This window comes from Enterobacter cloacae complex sp. ECC445, from assembly GCF_021892025.1.
Taxonomy (GTDB): Bacteria; Pseudomonadota; Gammaproteobacteria; order Enterobacterales; family Enterobacteriaceae; genus Enterobacter; species Enterobacter chengduensis.
In genome coordinates this window covers 225,405-242,490 of sequence record NZ_JAKLRZ010000007.1, presented here as the reverse complement: position 1 = coordinate 242,490, position 17,086 = coordinate 225,405, and the positions used below count along the sequence as shown (strand labels likewise).

16 protein-coding genes are annotated in these 17,086 nt (G+C 55.0%); 13 read left to right on the top strand and 3 right to left on the bottom strand.

Annotated elements, in window-relative coordinates:
* Window positions 1-14: 14 nt before the first annotated feature.
* From gspE to L6R44_RS09000, 13 genes are all read left to right on the top strand, one after another.
* The gene (gene gspE, locus L6R44_RS09060) at window positions 15-1,493 is read left to right on the top strand and encodes a type II secretion system ATPase GspE (RefSeq protein WP_237423943.1); all 1,479 of its coding nucleotides are present in this window, start codon (window positions 15-17) and stop codon (window positions 1,491-1,493) included.
* On the top strand, window positions 1,493-2,701 hold the full coding sequence (gspF, locus tag L6R44_RS09055) for a type II secretion system inner membrane protein GspF (RefSeq protein ID WP_032639172.1): 1,209 nt from the start codon (window positions 1,493-1,495) through the stop codon (window positions 2,699-2,701). Before gspE ends, gspF begins: the two co-directional genes overlap by 1 nt.
* A gap of 3 nt (window positions 2,702-2,704) precedes the next feature.
* Complete coding sequence (gene gspG / locus L6R44_RS09050; RefSeq protein WP_032639173.1) at window positions 2,705-3,154, top strand: type II secretion system major pseudopilin GspG; 450 nt, start codon at window positions 2,705-2,707, stop codon at window positions 3,152-3,154.
* Entirely contained in the window at window positions 3,154-3,639 is a 486-nt protein-coding gene (gene gspH, locus L6R44_RS09045; protein WP_237423942.1) for a type II secretion system minor pseudopilin GspH, read from the top strand. The genes gspG and gspH overlap by 1 nt, the downstream gene beginning before the upstream one ends.
* Complete coding sequence (gene gspI / locus L6R44_RS09040) at window positions 3,632-4,012, top strand: type II secretion system minor pseudopilin GspI (RefSeq protein WP_237423941.1); 381 nt, start codon at window positions 3,632-3,634, stop codon at window positions 4,010-4,012. Before gspH ends, gspI begins: the two co-directional genes overlap by 8 nt.
* Window positions 4,009-4,647: a type II secretion system minor pseudopilin GspJ gene (gene gspJ / locus L6R44_RS09035; RefSeq protein WP_237423940.1), complete on the top strand. Its 639-nt coding sequence runs from the start codon at window positions 4,009-4,011 to the stop codon at window positions 4,645-4,647. Before gspI ends, gspJ begins: the two co-directional genes overlap by 4 nt.
* Entirely contained in the window at window positions 4,644-5,654 is a 1,011-nt protein-coding gene (gene gspK / locus L6R44_RS09030) for a type II secretion system minor pseudopilin GspK (protein WP_237423939.1), read from the top strand. Before gspJ ends, gspK begins: the two co-directional genes overlap by 4 nt.
* Before the next feature lie 15 nt (window positions 5,655-5,669).
* On the top strand, window positions 5,670-6,803 hold the full coding sequence (gene gspL / locus L6R44_RS09025; RefSeq protein ID WP_237423938.1) for a type II secretion system protein GspL: 1,134 nt from the start codon (window positions 5,670-5,672) through the stop codon (window positions 6,801-6,803).
* Window positions 6,800-7,285: a type II secretion system protein GspM gene (gene gspM, locus L6R44_RS09020; protein ID WP_237423937.1), complete on the top strand. Its 486-nt coding sequence runs from the start codon at window positions 6,800-6,802 to the stop codon at window positions 7,283-7,285. Before gspL ends, gspM begins: the two co-directional genes overlap by 4 nt.
* The gene (locus L6R44_RS09015; protein ID WP_237423936.1) at window positions 7,282-8,079 is read left to right on the top strand and encodes a prepilin peptidase; all 798 of its coding nucleotides are present in this window, start codon (window positions 7,282-7,284) and stop codon (window positions 8,077-8,079) included. The genes gspM and L6R44_RS09015 overlap by 4 nt, the downstream gene beginning before the upstream one ends.
* A 254-nt stretch (window positions 8,080-8,333) precedes the next feature.
* Entirely contained in the window at window positions 8,334-11,048 is a 2,715-nt protein-coding gene (locus L6R44_RS09010) for a glycosyl hydrolase family 18 protein (RefSeq protein WP_237423935.1), read from the top strand.
* Between the two features lie 103 nt (window positions 11,049-11,151).
* On the top strand, window positions 11,152-11,592 hold the full coding sequence (gene iagB / locus L6R44_RS09005; protein ID WP_237423934.1) for a type III secretion system invasion protein IagB: 441 nt from the start codon (window positions 11,152-11,154) through the stop codon (window positions 11,590-11,592).
* Between the two features lie 133 nt (window positions 11,593-11,725).
* Window positions 11,726-13,549, top strand: a complete 1,824-nt coding sequence (locus L6R44_RS09000) for a glycoside hydrolase family 19 protein (protein WP_237423933.1) — start codon at window positions 11,726-11,728, stop codon at window positions 13,547-13,549.
* A 748-nt stretch (window positions 13,550-14,297) separates the two neighbouring features.
* On the opposite strand, the gene L6R44_RS08995 is transcribed toward L6R44_RS09000, so the two are convergent.
* The 3 genes from L6R44_RS08995 to L6R44_RS08985 all read right to left on the bottom strand — a co-directional run bounded on the left by L6R44_RS08995 (window position 14,298) and on the right by L6R44_RS08985 (window position 17,083).
* Window positions 14,298-14,477 (bottom strand): hypothetical protein, encoded by a 180-nt coding sequence (locus L6R44_RS08995; protein WP_237423932.1) that lies wholly within the window; start codon window positions 14,475-14,477, stop codon window positions 14,298-14,300.
* A gap of 119 nt (window positions 14,478-14,596) precedes the next feature.
* Window positions 14,597-15,082 carry a hypothetical protein gene (locus L6R44_RS08990; RefSeq protein ID WP_237423931.1) on the bottom strand — a complete coding sequence of 162 codons (486 nt, stop codon included), beginning with the start codon at window positions 15,080-15,082 and terminating at the stop codon, window positions 14,597-14,599.
* Window positions 15,083-15,085: 3 nt separating this feature from the next.
* Window positions 15,086-17,083, bottom strand: a complete 1,998-nt coding sequence (locus tag L6R44_RS08985; RefSeq protein WP_237423930.1) for a DUF3289 family protein — start codon at window positions 17,081-17,083, stop codon at window positions 15,086-15,088.
* Between the last annotated feature and the right edge of the window lie 3 nt (window positions 17,084-17,086).

Sequence of the window (17,086 nt, the reverse complement as noted above, 5' to 3'; positions counted from 1 at the left end):
GGCGGAGGGGCCACGTGGACGAGCTGAGTAAAACCCTGTGTAGCAGCAGCTACGCAAAAGATAACGGCGTTTTATTTTACAACAATGACGTCTATATCCGTGAGGACACCCCGGCGTTCGCGCTGCTGGAGGTGCGTCGGGTGCTGGGACGCGCGTTCGTTCCGGTGACCCTGACGCCGGAAGCCTTTGACGAGCTGCTGGCGAAAATCTGGCAGCAGAGCAGCGGCGTATCGCAGCAGCTGGTGGATGATATGGACGCGGATATCGATCTGATGGCGTTAACCGAGGAGATCCCGGATAACGAGGATCTGCTCGACAACGACGAAAACTCGCCGGTGATCCGCCTGATCAACGCCATTCTTGGCGAGGCGGTGAAGGACGGCGCGTCGGATATTCATATCGAAACCTTCGAGCGTACGCTGAGCATTCGCTTTCGCGTCGACGGCGTGCTGCGCCCGGTGCTGCAGCCGGCGCGCAAGCTCGCGCCGCTGCTGGTGTCGCGCATCAAGGTGATGTCAAAACTCGACATCGCCGAGAAGCGTTTGCCGCAGGATGGCCGTATCTCCCTGCGCATTGGGCGCAAGGCGATCGACGTGCGCGTCTCGACCATTCCGTCCCAGTACGGCGAGCGCGTGGTCATGCGTCTGCTCGACAAAAGCAACCTGAAGCCCGACATCAACAAGCTTGGCCTGATTGATGAAGAGCTGGAGAAGTTAAAAGGGCTGATCGACCGCCCGCACGGCATTATCCTGGTCACCGGGCCGACCGGCTCCGGTAAAAGTACCACCCTGTACGCCATTCTTTCGGCGCTGAACGGCCATGAACGCAACATCCTGACCGTCGAAGACCCGATTGAATACGAGCTGGAAGGGGTGGGACAGACGCAGGTTAACCCGCGCGTGGACATGACCTTTGCCCGCGGGCTGCGCGCGATCCTGCGTCAGGACCCGGACGTGGTGATGATCGGGGAAATTCGTGACGGTGAAACCGCGCAAATTGCGGTGCAGGCGTCGCTCACCGGTCACCTGGTCATGTCTACGCTGCACACCAACAGCGCCGCAGGGGCGATTACGCGTCTGCGCGACATGGGGCTGGAGTCGTTTTTAATCGGTTCATCGCTGCTCGGCGTCATTGCCCAGCGTCTGGTGCGTCGGCTGTGCACGCACTGCCGGACCACCAGTCCGCTGGACGCCAATGAAAAAGCGCTGTTCAGCTTTATGGACGCGCCGCCGAAGGCGATCTATCGCGCGGTGGGCTGCGAGCACTGCCGCCAGAGCGGCTACCAGGGCCGTGCCGGTATTCATGAATTCCTGGTGGTGGACAGCACCATGCGCCGCGCCATTCATGAAGATAAGGACGAAATGTCCATCGAAACGCAGCTCTTTAAGCAGGCCTACAGCCTGCGCGAAAACGGACTGCTGAAGGTGATAAGCGGCATCACCTCTCTGGAAGAGGTGATGCGCGTCACCGCCGAGCGTGGAGGAGATGCGTAATGGCCTTCTACGCCTGGACGGCGACGGATGCGGCGGGGAAAACCCAGCGCGGCACGCTGCAGGCCGAGGGGCAAAAGCAGGTTCGCCAGATGCTGCGCGAGCAAAAGCTAATGCCCGTCAGCATCACCGAAACCCGCGAAGCGGCGGCTGCCGGAAAAGCGAAAACCGGGGCAAAGCTCTCCACGCCGGTGCTGTCGATGTTTACCCGCCAGCTCTCCACGCTGGTCAACGCCGCGCTGCCGCTGGAGAGCGCGCTGAAGGCCATCTCGAAGCAGACGGAGGACAAAAAGCTGGCGGCGATGGTGGTTGAAATTCGCGAGAAGGTGGTGGAGGGGCACACGCTCTTTGACGCCTTCAGCCAGTTTCCGCGCACCTTCGACAAACTCTACTGCACGCTGGTGATGGCCGGTGAAAAGACCGGTCACCTGGGCGACGTGCTGGAGAAGCTGGCGGAGTACAACGAGCAGCGTCAGAAGATGAAAAGCAAGCTGACGCAGGCGATGGTCTACCCGATCACCCTGACGGTGGTGGCCATTGCGGTCATCAGCATTCTGCTGGTCGCGGTGGTGCCGCAGGTGATCGAGCAGTTCACCCACATGAAGCAGCAGCTGCCGATCACCACACGCACGCTGATTGCGGTGAGCGACTTCCTGCAGGCTTACGGCATCTATATTGTCGGCGTGCTGGGCGGCGGAACGGTCGGATTTAAAACCTGGCTTCGAAACGCGAAAAACCGCTTTCGCTGGCACAGCTGGCTGGTCAACGGTTCGCCGATCAAAAAGCTGGTGTGCGCCATCAACAGCGCCCGCTATATCCGCACCCTGAGCATCCTGCAGGCCAGCAGCGTGCCGCTGCTGGAGGGGATGTATATCGCGATGGACGGTATCGAAAACCTCTATGCGCGGCAGGTGCTGGAGCAGGCGGCGGATACCGTGCGCCAGGGGGCATCGCTTTACGCCGCCCTGGAGCAGGCGAAGCTCTTTCCGCCCACCATGCTGTACATGATTGCCTCCGGGGAAGAGAGCGGCGAATTAGGCAACTTAATGGACCGCGCGGCGGAAAACCAGGAATCGGCATTACAGCATCGCATTACCTTAACGCTGTCGGTATTTGAACCGGCGCTGGTGGTCTCGATGGCAACGATTGTTTTATTCATCGTACTGTCAATATTACAACCGCTTCTGCAACTTAATAATATGGTAGGTTAAATCATGGCTTTAAAACGTAAAAACCTGGCGCGCCAGGCGGGCTTCACTTTGCTCGAATTAATGGTGGTCATTGTTATTCTCGGCGTACTGGCGAGCATGGTGGTGCCCAATTTAATGGGTAATAAAGAAAAAGCGGATGCCCAAAAGGCGACCAGCGATATTGTCGCCCTCGAAGGCTCGCTGGATATGTACAAGCTGGATAACCACCGTTATCCCACAACCGAGCAGGGCCTGCAGGCGCTGGTGACCAAGCCGGAAATCGCGCCAATCCCGAACGGCTACCGCGCGGATGGCTATATTCGCCGCCTGCCGCAGGATCCGTGGGGCAACGATTACCTGCTCGTGAGCCCGGGTGAACACGGTGCGGTTGACGTCTTCTCTGCCGGTCCGGACGGTGAAGCGAATACCGCCGATGATATTACGAACTGGTCTCTGGATAAGAAAGAGAAATAATGAAAAATCAACGCGGCTTTACGTTGCTGGAAATTATTCTGGCGCTGGTGATATTTGCCAGCTGCGCCATGATGGTGGTGTCAACAATACCTTCGCGCAGCGGTGCGGATATTTTTGGCCAGCAATTAAAAGCTCTCGTTGATTATGGTTCAGACCGTGCGGTGATGGACGGAAATATCGTTGGGCTGACGATCGCTTCGGATAAATATCAGCTGGTGACGCTCGAAGATAAAAATGGCGAGCGTCGCTGGGTGCCGTTATCCGCGGGGCGTATCACCACCAAAGGGGATTTCCCGGAAGAGATGCACGTTTCGCTCTCGCCGCAGCGTCTGGCCGCCACGCTGACGTCCGATCCGCAGGTGCTTTTTTTGCCGGACGGCGAAATCAGCCGCTTCACGCTGACGCTGCAAAGCTACGACAAAGCGCATCACTTCCGCGTGGTGTCGCAAGGTGCGGCCCCTGTATCGGTAGAAAACGATGGCTAACGGTAAGAAAAAGCAAACGGGGATGACGCTGCTGGAGGTCATGGTGGCGCTGGTCATCTTCTCCACCGCCGCGCTGGCGCTGATGAACTCGGTCTCTCTGAATGTGCGTTTTACCCACGGGCTGGCCGATACGCTGCAGGCCAGCTGGGTGGCCGAGAACCAGCTCGCGGAGGCGCAGCTCACGAAAACCGACTTCCCGGATGCAGAGCAGCAGGGAACCGAAATTATGGGCGGGCGCAGCTGGAACTGGCGCAAGCAGCGGGTCAAAACCGCCGACAACGGCTGGGCTAACGCCATCCGCGTGTATGCGGAGGGCGACGACAGCCAGCCGGTGATATCGCTGCAAATCATTCCGCCGGGAGAGAGCAAGTGAACAAAACCCGACGCCAGCGCGGATTTACCCTGCTGGAGATCATGATTGCGCTGACCATCTTCGCGGTGATCAGCACCCTGGCCTGGCAAATTCTGGATGGCGCAATGCGCACCAGCTCCGCCACCGACGCCAGCGCGGCGAAGCTTAACCAGCTTCAGCGCGCCTGGAGCCTGATGGAGCGTGATTTTTACCAGCTCCAGGCGCGCGCGCCGCGCAACGAGCCGGATCTGTTCCGCCAGGAGGATGACGCGCTTGAGCTGACCACGCTAAACGGCGTGAGCGGTACGGTGCAGCTTGAGCGCGTGCGCTGGCGGCTGGAAGAGGGGCGTCTGTATCGCGACGTCTGGCCGGTCATCGACAGCCCGGCGGACGTTAAGCCGGATGAAGTGCCGATCGTCAGCGACGTGAAATCCCTGGCGTGGCGTTTTTACCGCCAGGGCTGGCAGAAAAGCTGGAGCGATTCGGCGCACCTGCCGGACGGGGTGGAGCTGACGCTGACCATGGAAAACGGCGAGACCTGGCGCTGGGTGTTTATGACCCCGGGCGATCTGCCGCCACCGGCCGCCGCGCCGGAGGCCGCCCCTGCTGCGCAACCGCAACCCGCGCCGCAGGCCGTACCGGAAGCGAAACCATGAGTGGCTTACGCAAACAGAAAGGGGTGGCGCTGCTGGTGGTGCTGATCCTGCTGGTGATGATGTCGGCGCTGGCCGCCAAAATCAGCCAGCAGTTCTGCCGCAACCTGCAGAAGACGCATTACCAGGTGAGCCAGCAGCAGCTGCGCTGGGCGATGCAGGCCCAGGAAAAGGTGGTCAAAGACCGTCTGCAGAGCGACGCCAGCGGCGAGAGCAACGCGCTATCCCCTGATGGGGACTGGCATCAGCCGCTGGAAACGCAGGGGGATGACTACACGGTGGTCAGCCAGGTGGAAGACGCCCAGGACTGCTTCAACGTCAATAACCTGCTGGCCTTAGAAAAACCGGCCCAGGGGCAGGCCCAGTCTGCCGTGCCGGAAAAGCCGCGCAACGAGCGAATTGTTGAGCAGATCCTGACCCAGAGCGGGCTGAGCCAGTCCACGGCGGAAGAGGTTTACCTTCAGCTGGTGGACTATCTCGACGGTGACGCTACCACCGCCAAAGACGGCGCCGAGACCGACGCCTGGGCTGGCGTGGTGCCCGCCCGTCAGCCGGCTAACCAGATGATGCGCACTATCTCGGAGATCAAACTGCTGCCTGCGTTTCCGGCGGCGGCATACCCGAAGGTGAGCAAGCTGCTGTGCGCGCTGCCGGACTCCGCCAGCAAGGTGGATGTGAATACCCTGAAACCGGAGCAGGCCGCCCTGTTGGCCGCCCTGTTCCCGGGAAAATTAACTGAAGATGACGCGCTTCGCCTGATCGAATCGCGTCCTGAAAGCGGCTGGGAAAACATGGAGACCTTCAGCAAAGCGCTGGAGCTAACCTTCCCGCAGCTTAAGGACGATCTCCCGCAGGTGGCCGAGCTTCTCTCGATAAACAGCCGGTATTTTCGCGTTAACTATACCGGCAATACCGATGAATTAACGCTTCGCGTGGTGAGCCAGCTTCAGGTCAATAACGAAGCCGGTGAGATCGTGACGTGGCAACGTCGTTACCGAATGATTGAATAAGAAAAGTAGAACGCTATGAAACAGGTCCTTTTTGTTCGTCCCGACAGCCGCGAGGGCGGGAAAATAACGTGGTGTGTCTCCGGCAGCGAGCAGGTTGAGGTGCTGGAGAGCCTGGACGCCCTGGCCGACCATCCTCTGGCCGCCCGCGTTTGCCTGCTGCTGCCTGCCAGCAGCATGATCTTCCGCCACTTTACGCTGCCGAAAAAAGTCGCCTCGCAGGCGACGGCGTTCTCGTGGATGGCGGAAGAGACGCTGATTGGCGACGTGGATAACCTTCACTGGACGGTGCTTCATAAAAAGGGTGCCGAGGTGGACGCGGTGGCGATCGACGCCGACTGCCTGCGCGGGTGGTTAACCCGCTGTCATGAGGCCGGTTTGAAGGTGATTCAGGCGCTGCCGGATGCCTGGCTGCTGCCCGTGACGGCAGGCGGAAGCACGCTTGTCGCCATGGATCAGGGCTACTGGCTGCGCTTATCGCCCCATGTCGCCAGCGAAATGGAGTCGAGCCTGCTGCCGCTTCTGATGCAAAAAGCCGGAGAGGGGGAGGTGTGCTGCTACGGCGACGCGCCTGACGGTGTGGACGTTGACGTCGTGCTTCCCTGGCAGCATCCGCTGGTCCTGATCCAGCCGCAGTGGCGCACCTGCCGCGTCACGCTTCTGCACGGTGAATTCAGTGCGAAAGCGGGCACGGGGAAAGCCTCTAAGGGCATCAAGGCGGCGATGGCCGCGGCGGGCCTGCTCTCTCTCGGCCTGCTGCTGGGCCCGCGCATCGCGATGGCCTGGATGCTGGTGCAGCAGGAAAATCAGGTTCAGCAGGAGATCCTGCAGGTTTACCAGCACCATTTTCCCAGCATGCGTCAGCAGACCAATATCAAATATCACTTTGGTCAAAATATGAAAAAGCAGACCAAAGGGGTGTTCCTGCAGCTGGACGATCTGGAAAAAGCCCGGCAGGCCGTGCCCGCGCTGGAGATCACGCTGCTCGAATACGATGCTCAGCAAAACACGCTGACGCTGAGCGCCCGTTCGCAAAATCAATCCGCATTGCAGACGTTTGTAACACAGGCGGGGGAAAATTTTGATTTCACCTTACAGCCTGTGTCGACCTCTGCGCCTTATACCGCCATGATCGCAGGGAAACATAAATGAAAGAGCGAATCACGCAGCTTAAGTCTCGTTATCAAAATTACAGCACCAGGGAAAAAGTTATTCTGAAAATATGTGCCGCCGCGATAGCGGGGGCAGTTATTTATTACGCGGGTATGATCCCGCTGGATAATATGATTCAGAACAGCAAAGCCACGCTGAGCAGACAAAAAGAGACGCTGAACTGGATGCGCAGTGAAATTGATAAAAACCATCTCCAGGTCCAGATTGTCAAAACGGATAATCCGCGCGCGGTGGTGGAGAAAAGCGCGCAGGAAATTCATCTTCCTCTGACGGAGGTGCATCAGGATGGACAGACCTTGTCGTTCGTCGTTAATCGCGTAAACGTCTACGAATTAAAGAACTGGCTGCGGGAAATAAACCAGTATTCCGGCGTCAGGCTGCAGAAAATGGATCTTACCCCGGTCGATCATCTCAGCGATGTTAAGGCGCAAGTCCAGCTCACCTGGAGCAAGACCGCATGAACACCTTCGCGCTGATGCGGGAGGTTTACCCGGTGGGATTCCCGATAATGAGCGCAATCTTCGGCGGCATTGTCGGGAGCTTTCTTGGGGTGGTTGCCGAGCGCGTGCCGGGCATGGTGATGGAGGAGGAGGGGAGCGGTAATCTGCTCTTTCCGGCCTCGCACTGCCCGGTCTGCCAGCACAGGCTCTCCGCCTGGGAGAATATTCCGCTGGTTAGCTGGCTGGTATTACGCGGGCGCTGCCGCCGGTGCAGAACGGCTATCCCCCTGCGGATATTTTTAATCGAACTTTTTTCCGCACTGTTTTGTGGTATCACCGCCTGGTGTATGCCTGACGTCCAGTCCATCTTTGCCGTATGGCTGCTGGCCGCCTTTTTGCTGCCCCTGGCGATGATCGACTGGCGGCACCAGCTGCTGCCGGACTGCCTGACGCAGCCTCTGCTGTGGGCAGGACTGCTGTTCCATGCGGTTGGCCACTCGCTAGCGCTGCGCGATGCGCTGTTCGGCGCGGTGGCAGGCTACCTCTCCCTGTGGCTGCTCTACTGGGCATTTCGGTTGATGACCGGCCGGGAAGGGTTGGGATATGGCGATTTTAAGCTGCTGGCGGCCCTGGGCGCCTGGTGCGGCTGGCAGGCGCTGCCGACGATTGAGTTAGCCGCCGCGCTAAGCGGTATTATCGGATATTTCGCCTTAAATAATTTAAATAAAAATAACCTCACTATTTCTTTCGGACCTTATCTCTCTTTTGCTGGAATAGCGGTGTTTATTGGTCAGCAGTTTGCTTTCATATTTTAAATGTACTGGTCAAGAGTTTTTATAAGTTTTTTCGACGGTGGAAGAGAAGGACGTCTCTTTGCGCTCAGTGTATCGTAAGGGATATAAGCTACACGGAATTGGGGCTTGTATCTTTTTATGGAGGAATACAACGCAGCAAAACGTTTTTTGTCACGGTTGTCAGGTTAGTTAAATACGCATTACGCGAAACACGCCATGTTCTCAAGGAAGGCATGGGTATTAACGTTACGAATAAATTTATCGGGAAATAACAAATGAATTTTATGAAGCCTAAATATCTGGCGCTCTTTATTGCGGCAGCAACCAGCTCCGCATTCGCAGCGGCGCCAGGTGCACCGACCATTGGTTCCGGCAATGACAAATTTGCTCTGGTCGAAGTGGATCAGGCCGCTCAGGATTATAATAATCTGGTCAAAGTGCATAATGACGGCGTCGATGTCAAAGTGGAGTGGAACGTCTGGAGCGGCGATGCGCCAACCTCCGCGAAAGTTCTGCTGGACGGTAAAACCGTGTGGACCGGCGCTGGCGGCGCGGCAGGCTCTGCAACGTTCAAAGTGAAAAAAGGTGGACGTTATCAGGAGCAGGTTGAAGTTTGTAATAACAGCGGCTGTACGAAAAGCGCCAGCAAGCTGATCCTCGTTGCGGATACCGACGGTAGCCACCTGCTGCCGCTGAACACGTCGCTGCACGAGAACAACAAATCCTTCGCGAAGCATACCGATAAAGTGGTTGCGGCCTACTTCCCTGAGTGGGGCGTTTACGACCGTAACTTCCCGGTTGACAAAATTCCTGCCGCGAACCTCAACCACATTCTGTACGGCTTCATTCCAATCTGTGGCGGTGACGGCATCAACGACGGCCTGAAAACCGTTGAAGGCGGCAACAGCTTCGCCGTGCTGCAGCGCGACTGCCAGGGCCGTCCTGACTTTACCGTGGCAATCCACGACCCGTGGGCTGCTCTGCAAAAACCACAGTCTGGCGTCTCCAACTGGGACGACCCGTACAAAGGTAACTTTGGTCAGCTGATGGCGCTGAAAAAAGCGCATCCGGACCTGAAAGTGCTGCCATCTATCGGCGGCTGGACCCTGTCCGATCCGTTCTTCCACATGGGCGACCCGGCCATCCGCGCGCGCTTCGTCTCCTCTGTTAAAGACTTCCTGCAGACCTGGAAATTCTTTGACGGCGTGGATATCGACTGGGAATTCCCTGGCGGCGGCGGTGTGACCGAGACTAAAGGCAACCCGCAGCAGGATAAAGCGACCTATACCGCGCTGATGCACGATCTGCGCACCATGCTGAACGAGCTGTCTGCCCAGACTGGCCGTACCTATGAGCTGACCAGCGCTATCGGTGCCGGTAAAGACAAGATTGAAGATGTGGACTACACCACTGCTCAGCAGTACCTCGACCACATCTTCCTGATGAGCTACGACTTCTACGGCGGCTGGAGCAATACCGAGCTGGGCCACCAGGCTGCGCTGAATGCGCCAGCATGGCGACCAGACACCAACTACACCACCGCAAACGGGGTTGATGCCCTGCTGCAGCAAGGCGTACAGCCTGGCAAGATCGTGGTGGGTGCGGGCATGTATGGCCGCGGCTGGACCGGCGTACACGGCTACACCGGCAACAATCCATTCACCGGTACCGCGACCGGTATGGTGCGAGGCACCTGGGAACCGGGCGTTGTTGACTATCGCCAGATCGTTAACGAGTACAAAGGTAAACCAGGCTGGGAATACGGCTACGATGCTGACGCGGAAGCGCCATACGTGTTCAACAAGTCAACCGGCGACCTGATCTCGTATGAAGACGCGCGTTCTACTGCGGCAAAAGGCAAATACGTACTCCAGAAAAACCTGGGGGGTCTGTTTGCATGGTCTATTGATTCCGATACAGGGGACATTCTGAACGCCATGAACGAAAGCCTGCTGGGCAGCGGCACAACGCCGGTTGATCCTGTTGTGACCAACCATGCGCCAATCGCTTCCTCTGCAGACCAGAACGTTTCTGGCCCGGCAACCGTTACGCTTGATGGTTCAGCGTCCAGCGATCCTGACGGCGATGCGATTACCTACAAATGGACTCAGGTTTCTGGCCCATCAGTGACCCTGACCAACAGCACCAAAGCGAAAGCAACCTTCAACGTTGCGGCTGTCACCAGCGATCAGACCATGGTATTCCGTCTGACGGTAACCGACGCGAAAGGCCTGAGCAACGCGATTGACGTGCAGGTGGTTAACAAGGCGCCGAAGGCTAACCAGGCACCGGTTGTGAACCCAATGGAAGCGGTAACGCTGCAGGCGGGTGAAACCTATACCCTGCACGCGCAGGCTGCAGATCCAGACGGCGATAGCCTGACCTACACCTGGAGCGTTCCGGGAGATATGCACGCGACCGGTACTGATACCGCTAACGTGACCATCACTGCGCCAGAAGTGACCTCAACCTCTTCCTACACTCTGAGTGTGGTAGTGGGCGATGGCAAAACCAGCGTGCAGTCTAACGTCCAGGTTACGGTCAATCCGAAACCAGCTGACGTGACGCCACCTGCTGACGACGTGACGCCGCCTGCTGACGAGGTGACGCCGCCTGCTGATGACGTGACTCCACCATCTGATGAAGGCACTGCAACCGGCAGCTGCGACGCACCGGTTGACGCTAACGCCAGCAAATATGCTGCGTGGGATTCCAGCAAAATCTACAACACTGGCGACACCGTCAGCTTCGACCATCTGGTATGGAAAGCGAAGTACTGGACTCAGGGCAACCAGCCTGGCTTCGGCGTAGACGCGTGGGAACTCATGAGCAACGTGAAGATGAACTGGCGTTCTGACCTGGTGTACAACGGCGGCGAAACCACCACTTACCAGGGTAACGTTTACCGTGCCAAATGGTGGACCCGCGGTGATAACCCAGCGAACAGCGACGTATGGGTGAAAGAAGGCCCATCAACAGATTGCCGTTAATCTGAGCTGATAAAAACTCCCCCCGCTTAAGGGGGGAGTAAATTAAAAATGATTTTACAGGATGTTGTTAAGGAGAAATTAGCGAAACGGTCAGCAGGTAAAAATGAAAAAGTTATTTTTTTTATTATTGATACTCAGCCAGAGCGCGCTGGCAAACTGTTGGGATAAAGCTGCACATTATTATCACGTCGATCCTTATTTGCTGTACGCCATTGCGAACGTGGAATCGGGCATGAACCCGTATGCCGTTGGCGAAAATCATGACGGTACCCGCGACGTGGGGCTAATGCAAATTAACAGCTCGCATTTTTCCGAGCTGGAGAGCCGGGGAATAGATGAATATCGGCTGATAACCGAACCCTGTACCTCGATTATGGTTGGCGCATCGATATTGTCCAGCATGATTAAAGTGTATGGCTATAACTGGGAGGCGGTAGGCGCCTATAACGCCGGGTTAAAAAAAGCGAATTATCCTCAGCGCATGATATATGCCCGCAAGGTGTGGAGGAAATATCAGGAACTGAAAGCTACAGCGACCGAATGAGTTTTTTATTTTTGAAGAATTCCTGAAGGTGTTCTTCGAAAAGAGAAAACAGCTCTCCGCGGTTTATTTATTAACGGATTAATACATAAGCCTGGATTGTTAATATTTAACTTCAATTAACAGGAATAGTGAAATGAACAAAAGGACGTTACTGAGTGTACTCGTTGCCGGCGCATGCGTAGCCCCGTTTATGGCCCAGGCTGCCTCGCTGCAAGCGACCACCAGTGAACCATATACCATGAAAGCCAGCGATCTGGCGAAGAAAGAAAAAGAGCTGACCAGCTTCCCGCTGATGGCCTCCGTAAAAGAGACCATCCAGACGCTGGACAACGCTCAGGTTGAGTTGATTGAGCCAGGCCGTGCGGCGAACCCGGATAACGTGAAGCGCGTGGAAGGGATCGTGAAGGCCAGCGACTGGGAGTATCTCTTCCCGCTGCGCGCGCAGGCGTACACCTACAGCAACTTCCTGAAAGCGGTCGGTAAGTTCCCGGCGCTGTGTAAGACCTACAACGACGGTCGCGACAGTGACGCCATCTGCCGTAAAGAGCTGGCAACCATGTTTGCCCACTTTGCCCAGGAAACCGGCGGTCACGAAAGCTGGCGTCCGGAAGCCGAATGGCGTCAGGCCCTGGTTCACGTGCGTGAAATGGGCTGGAGCGAAGGCCAGAAGGGCGGCTATAACGGCGAATGTAACCCGGACGTCTGGCAGGGTCAGACCTGGCCGTGCGGTAAAGACAAAGACGGCGACTTCCTGAGCTACTTCGGTCGCGGCGCTAAGCAGCTGTCCTACAACTACAACTACGGTCCGTTCTCTGAAGCGATGTACGGCGACGTGCGTACGCTGCTCGACAAACCTGAGCTGGTGGCGGATACCTGGCTGAACCTGGCGAGTGCGATCTTCTTCTTCGCCTATCCACAGCCGCCAAAACCAAGCATGCTGCAGGTTATCGACGGTACTTGGCAGCCGAACGATCACGATAAAGCCAACGGCCTGGTCCCTGGCTTCGGCGTGACCACCCAGATCATCAACGGCGGCGTTGAGTGCGGCGGCCCAACTGAAATTGCACAGTCTGAGAACCGTATCAAGTACTACAAAGAGTTCGCGAACTACCTGAAAGTTCCCGTTCCGGCGAACGAAGTGCTGGGCTGCGCGAACATGAAGCAGTTCGACGAAGGCGGTGCTGGCGCGCTTAAGATCTACTGGGAGCAGGACTGGGGATGGAGCGCGGATACGCCAAGCGGCGCAACCTACGCTTGCCAGCTGGTTGGCTACCAGACGCCGTTTAGCGCCTTCAAAGAGGGTGACTACAGCAAGTGCGTGCAGAAGTTCTTTAACGTGAACATCGTTAACGACGACGGTTCCGTTACGCCGGATGAGACCCCGGTAACGCCAACGCCGACACCGTCAGAAGACGAAACGCCGGCACCAGCGCCAGTACCGGATGAAACGCCAGCAGAACCTGCTGCGGTGAACCACGCGCCAGTGGCGCATATCGCCGGTCCAATCGGTGCGGTTGACGCCGGTGCGCAGGTTTCACTGAGCGCAGAAGGCTCTACTGATGAAGACGGCAACGCGCTGACCTACACCTGGCGTTCCCAGGACGGCCAGACCGTGACCGGTCAGGATAAAGCGGTAGTGAACTTCAAGGCACCTGAATCAGCGACGGCTCAGCAGATTGAAATCAGCCTGACCGTAAGCGACGGAGAGCTGAGCAGCACGACCTCCTATCTGCTGAACGTGAAGGCCAAAGCGGCACCGTCTCAGGACGAAGGCACTTCTGGCGATTACGCCGCGTGGAGCGCGAACAGCAAGTACAAGGCGGGCGATATCGTGAACAACCACGGTAAACTGTTCCAGTGCAAACCGTTCCCGTACAGCGGCTGGTGTAACAACGCTCCGGCATACTATGAACCAGGTGCAGGCCTGGCATGGGCTGATGCCTGGACCGCTCTGTAAAAGCAAACGGCAACCGAAAGGTTGCCGTTTTAGTTTTTGCACCCTTTCCCTGTGGGGGATGAACGGGTGCGAGTAATGTTATTGAATTTAAAGTGATTTTAAAATCAATGATGATTTTTAGCCCCATAATCAGCCCCAAATGCAGAAATCAGGGCTGTTACAGGAAGTTACATTTTCAGAGAGAGGAAAAAGGAGAACCAGCATATTACCAGCGGAGAAGGAAGAGGAACTTTCTCCCTTGCTCCCGATGAACATCATTCCCATAATTCGGTATTCTTCGCTCAGACTCGCTATTATTCGAAATATGGAGTTTCCTGGCTACTCAGGGGCAAAAACGCAATACGAAATCATATGGGAGCTATAACATGCTGTCGTGCATTTTGCTCCTGGCGCCCGCAAAAACAGCGAATTAACAGGCATCGTTTCCGGAAAATAGTTTCTTATTTTCGACGCGTAAAAATTTGATGAAGTAAGCCGTCCTGCCGGGCAGGGCGCAGTGATTAAACCTGCCCCCGCTGGTAGTGAAAAGGTACTGTCCGGTACGGAAGTGCTGGGGGGCGACAGATGCGCAATAAATCGCTCGTTTTGAACATTTTTTCATTTCAGGTATTTCTGGTTCCGGCCAGGACGAAAGGCCCGGTCTGTCAGGGCTGACGTAAAAAACAAAGCGGAAATACCCCTGCGTAGTGACCCCGAAAAAATCTTTCGGTGCATCAGGCCATACGTGGCGTGGCTTGCGCAGAAATGTTTACCCGCTTGTTGTTGCCACGCCATGCAGCGAGGGCGATAAAATCCATCGTTTTTGTTCTGAGGCGCGGGCATCAATTGTACCGCCCACCAGCACAAGCCCACCTCTGGCGGTTCGGTCGTAGACGGTCTGACGGCTTACGCCTCTGTCCCGGGCGTAGGCGGCTTTGGTCATTAGCATATAGCCAGCTCGTGTGGGTTATGGCTTTTTGAAGGGAGTTTAATGTGATGGTTCTGATGAATGTCAGTATAACAGCTTATAGGGCACTGAAGTTTCAGCACCCTTTGTTTGATTAAAAATTAGTTATCGACAAAATGTAGGTAAAATTTTTCGCCATTTATGGTGTCCTTGACATCATCCTTAGAAAGCGGTTTGTCTCTCACGATATAGAACAACCTTTCATTTCTAGATATGCATTTTCCTGCACCTAACTTGCCTTCCAAACATATTTGTTCTTCTCCCATCCACTCTTTCATCCCCATACTATCAATTACTTGTTCTACATTGTTGCTTACAAATAAAACGTCATCGCATTTATTATTATCAAGCGGGGCCCATTTTTTTAATATATCATGTTTGCTTACATTCCATAATTCAATTTTTTGTTGATGGGTTATAGGTGCATGTTCAACCAGAACAACTGTTGATTTACATTCGCCTCGCCCCCATTGAGGATCGTAATAACTCTTCTGATATATAGCATCAATAGCCGGGCTTAATGTTAAGTACCTGACACAAATCACCAGTAAACCAAAAATAATAATTAACAATTTATAACTTTTCATATTTCACCCGCTTATATGAATGATGAAATTTGCTTCATTTACAAACGGCTTAAAGTCATAGTGTTTATAGCGTTGCAAGATGAACCATGAACAAAACCAGGGAATATCCTCAAATCCTTTACCGTTAAGGTCTGGAACATCCAGCCCAAAATGATCCTGTATCTGGAAACGCAGACCTGCGCGGTATCGGCGAGGACCATAGGCATCCGACGGCACATCAATATCCAGATAATCAAGATAAATCTTCGTTGAGTAGGTATCGTGGATGGTAATCCCCAAACCGTTAAACCAGTCCCAATCATTAAACTTAGGCAACGTGATTCTGGCAGTGATCTTATTGTTAATGTCACTAAGGTTATCTATTGATAATCTAGAAAAGCCATTGTCATCGAGCGTTTCTGATATAATTTTATTTATTTCAGTAGCACACTCTTTTGTCGTCTTGTGCTCCAGAAACGCTTTATTCAACAATTCGTGTCGCAAAATGCCGCCTTCATTTTTGCGGAATTTCTCAATCATAATCTGAATGAGCGGCGCATACCCTCCCCATGCAGTCCAGAAGGCCATTTGTTCCATGCGGGCAAAATGTTCATCAACTGATTTATTAAAATCTAAGAGATTAATTTTTAACTCATGCCCGAACAGATTGATTTTATTTAGCTGACCCTGTGCCAATATCTGCTCCCGCGTCAGGTCGCCGTGTCGCATATCATCGGTAATAAAATCGTTAAGCTCTCTTTTTGAACGACCATTCGCGCTGTAATAAATCAGACGCGGCTCTGCTTTCTGTAATAACGTAATAAATGTGCGTGGTTCAAAATGCCAGATTTCACCGCTCAGTTCGGCCTGAGCCTCCGGCGGTAGCCTGTCAAAAAAGCACAGCGCTCTGGCATGGGCTTTCAGTTCATTGTAATCGTCTTCGCTGAGTACCTTGCGCGAATCCGGCATTCTCAGCCATGAAAAACGTGCGTCAAAAGTTGAATAATTCCACTCAAACGGAAATTTACAGACAAAATGCGTCAGCAGGTCTGCCGGGCTGTTCAGGTGTTTTCTAACCATTTCAGAATTGCACTGGCTGTCCGCTGTCGGGTCGTCGTCCACAAAATGCCAGCCCGCCCATTCAGGCATATCCGCATCACTCCAGGATTTCACGTTGAGATCGGATACGTCCACCCAGCCCCGGCCCGTCGGGGTTTCGATGTTGAGCCATTCACTGTATTTTTTAAGCACTGCGCCCGGTGATGCGGGTTCGCCGATAAAGTCCACAGCCCCCGCCACGTCTCCCACGATTTCATAATCATCATGAATCTTACGAAGCGTCCGGGTTTTGCCCCCTTCATGAATAATATAAAGCGCTTCGCTGGTGGTCTGTGTTGGGATATTGACCTTATGCACGTTCTCAAAGACCGGAAGTCCTGCCGGAAGATAGTGATAGCGGTTTCCGTATAGCGGCTCCTTACGCCCGGAGGCGAGAAGGTTCAGCACGCCATGCGCACGCCCGCTGAGCGCTTCAAGTGATGAAGGGGGACAACAAATCTGAAAATGGTAACCATTTCGTCCGCTCACCATGCCTGACGTGCCGATAATCTGTCCGCGCCTGACACTAACGCCGCCCTTCATCTGAATTTCCGGCCTGACCTGCTTCATGTGCATCGTGAGTGAGTAAAACGTGAAGGCAACCGGATCTTCACCAATCAGCATATCGTGACGGATAAGAACACAGCCGTTATCCGTGCGCCCGCCATAGTTCAGCGGTTTCTGGTCCCGTTTCTCCGATGGGGCCGGGTAGTTCGCATAAACCACCACACCATCGGCGATAGCCCTTAATGGGTTCGCTAATGCTCCGGTGTCGGTATGGGGAATGTGAATACCGCCATGCCATGCTCCCACATGGTTTACGGGGTAACTGCGTTGAGTATCAACGGGCATACAACGGGCCAACCATTCCCCAAAGGTTTCATTATCGTTATGGGGAAAATGGATCGGCGGTGAAATTTGCATGGA

Bases quoted from the DNA above. Each gene is read 5' to 3' on its own strand.
- gspF (WP_032639172.1), top strand. From the start codon at position 1,493: ATGGCCTTCTACGCCTGGACGGCGACGGATGCGGCGGGGAAAACCCAG.
- gspG (WP_032639173.1), top strand. From the start codon at position 2,705: ATGGCTTTAAAACGTAAAAACCTGGCGCGCCAGGCGGGCTTCACTTTG.
- gspH (WP_237423942.1), top strand. From the start codon at position 3,154: ATGAAAAATCAACGCGGCTTTACGTTGCTGGAAATTATTCTGGCGCTG.
- gspI (WP_237423941.1), top strand. From the start codon at position 3,632: ATGGCTAACGGTAAGAAAAAGCAAACGGGGATGACGCTGCTGGAGGTC.
- gspK (WP_237423939.1), top strand. From the start codon at position 4,644: ATGAGTGGCTTACGCAAACAGAAAGGGGTGGCGCTGCTGGTGGTGCTG.
- gspL (WP_237423938.1), top strand. From the start codon at position 5,670: ATGAAACAGGTCCTTTTTGTTCGTCCCGACAGCCGCGAGGGCGGGAAA.
- gspM (WP_237423937.1), top strand. From the start codon at position 6,800: ATGAAAGAGCGAATCACGCAGCTTAAGTCTCGTTATCAAAATTACAGC.
- L6R44_RS09015 (WP_237423936.1), top strand. From the start codon at position 7,282: ATGAACACCTTCGCGCTGATGCGGGAGGTTTACCCGGTGGGATTCCCG.
- L6R44_RS09010 (WP_237423935.1), top strand. From the start codon at position 8,334: ATGAATTTTATGAAGCCTAAATATCTGGCGCTCTTTATTGCGGCAGCA.
- iagB (WP_237423934.1), top strand. From the start codon at position 11,152: ATGAAAAAGTTATTTTTTTTATTATTGATACTCAGCCAGAGCGCGCTG.
- L6R44_RS09000 (WP_237423933.1), top strand. From the start codon at position 11,726: ATGAACAAAAGGACGTTACTGAGTGTACTCGTTGCCGGCGCATGCGTA.
- L6R44_RS08995 (WP_237423932.1), bottom strand. From the start codon at position 14,477: ATGCTAATGACCAAAGCCGCCTACGCCCGGGACAGAGGCGTAAGCCGT.
- L6R44_RS08990 (WP_237423931.1), bottom strand. From the start codon at position 15,082: ATGAAAAGTTATAAATTGTTAATTATTATTTTTGGTTTACTGGTGATT.
- L6R44_RS08985 (WP_237423930.1), bottom strand. From the start codon at position 17,083: ATGCAAATTTCACCGCCGATCCATTTTCCCCATAACGATAATGAAACC.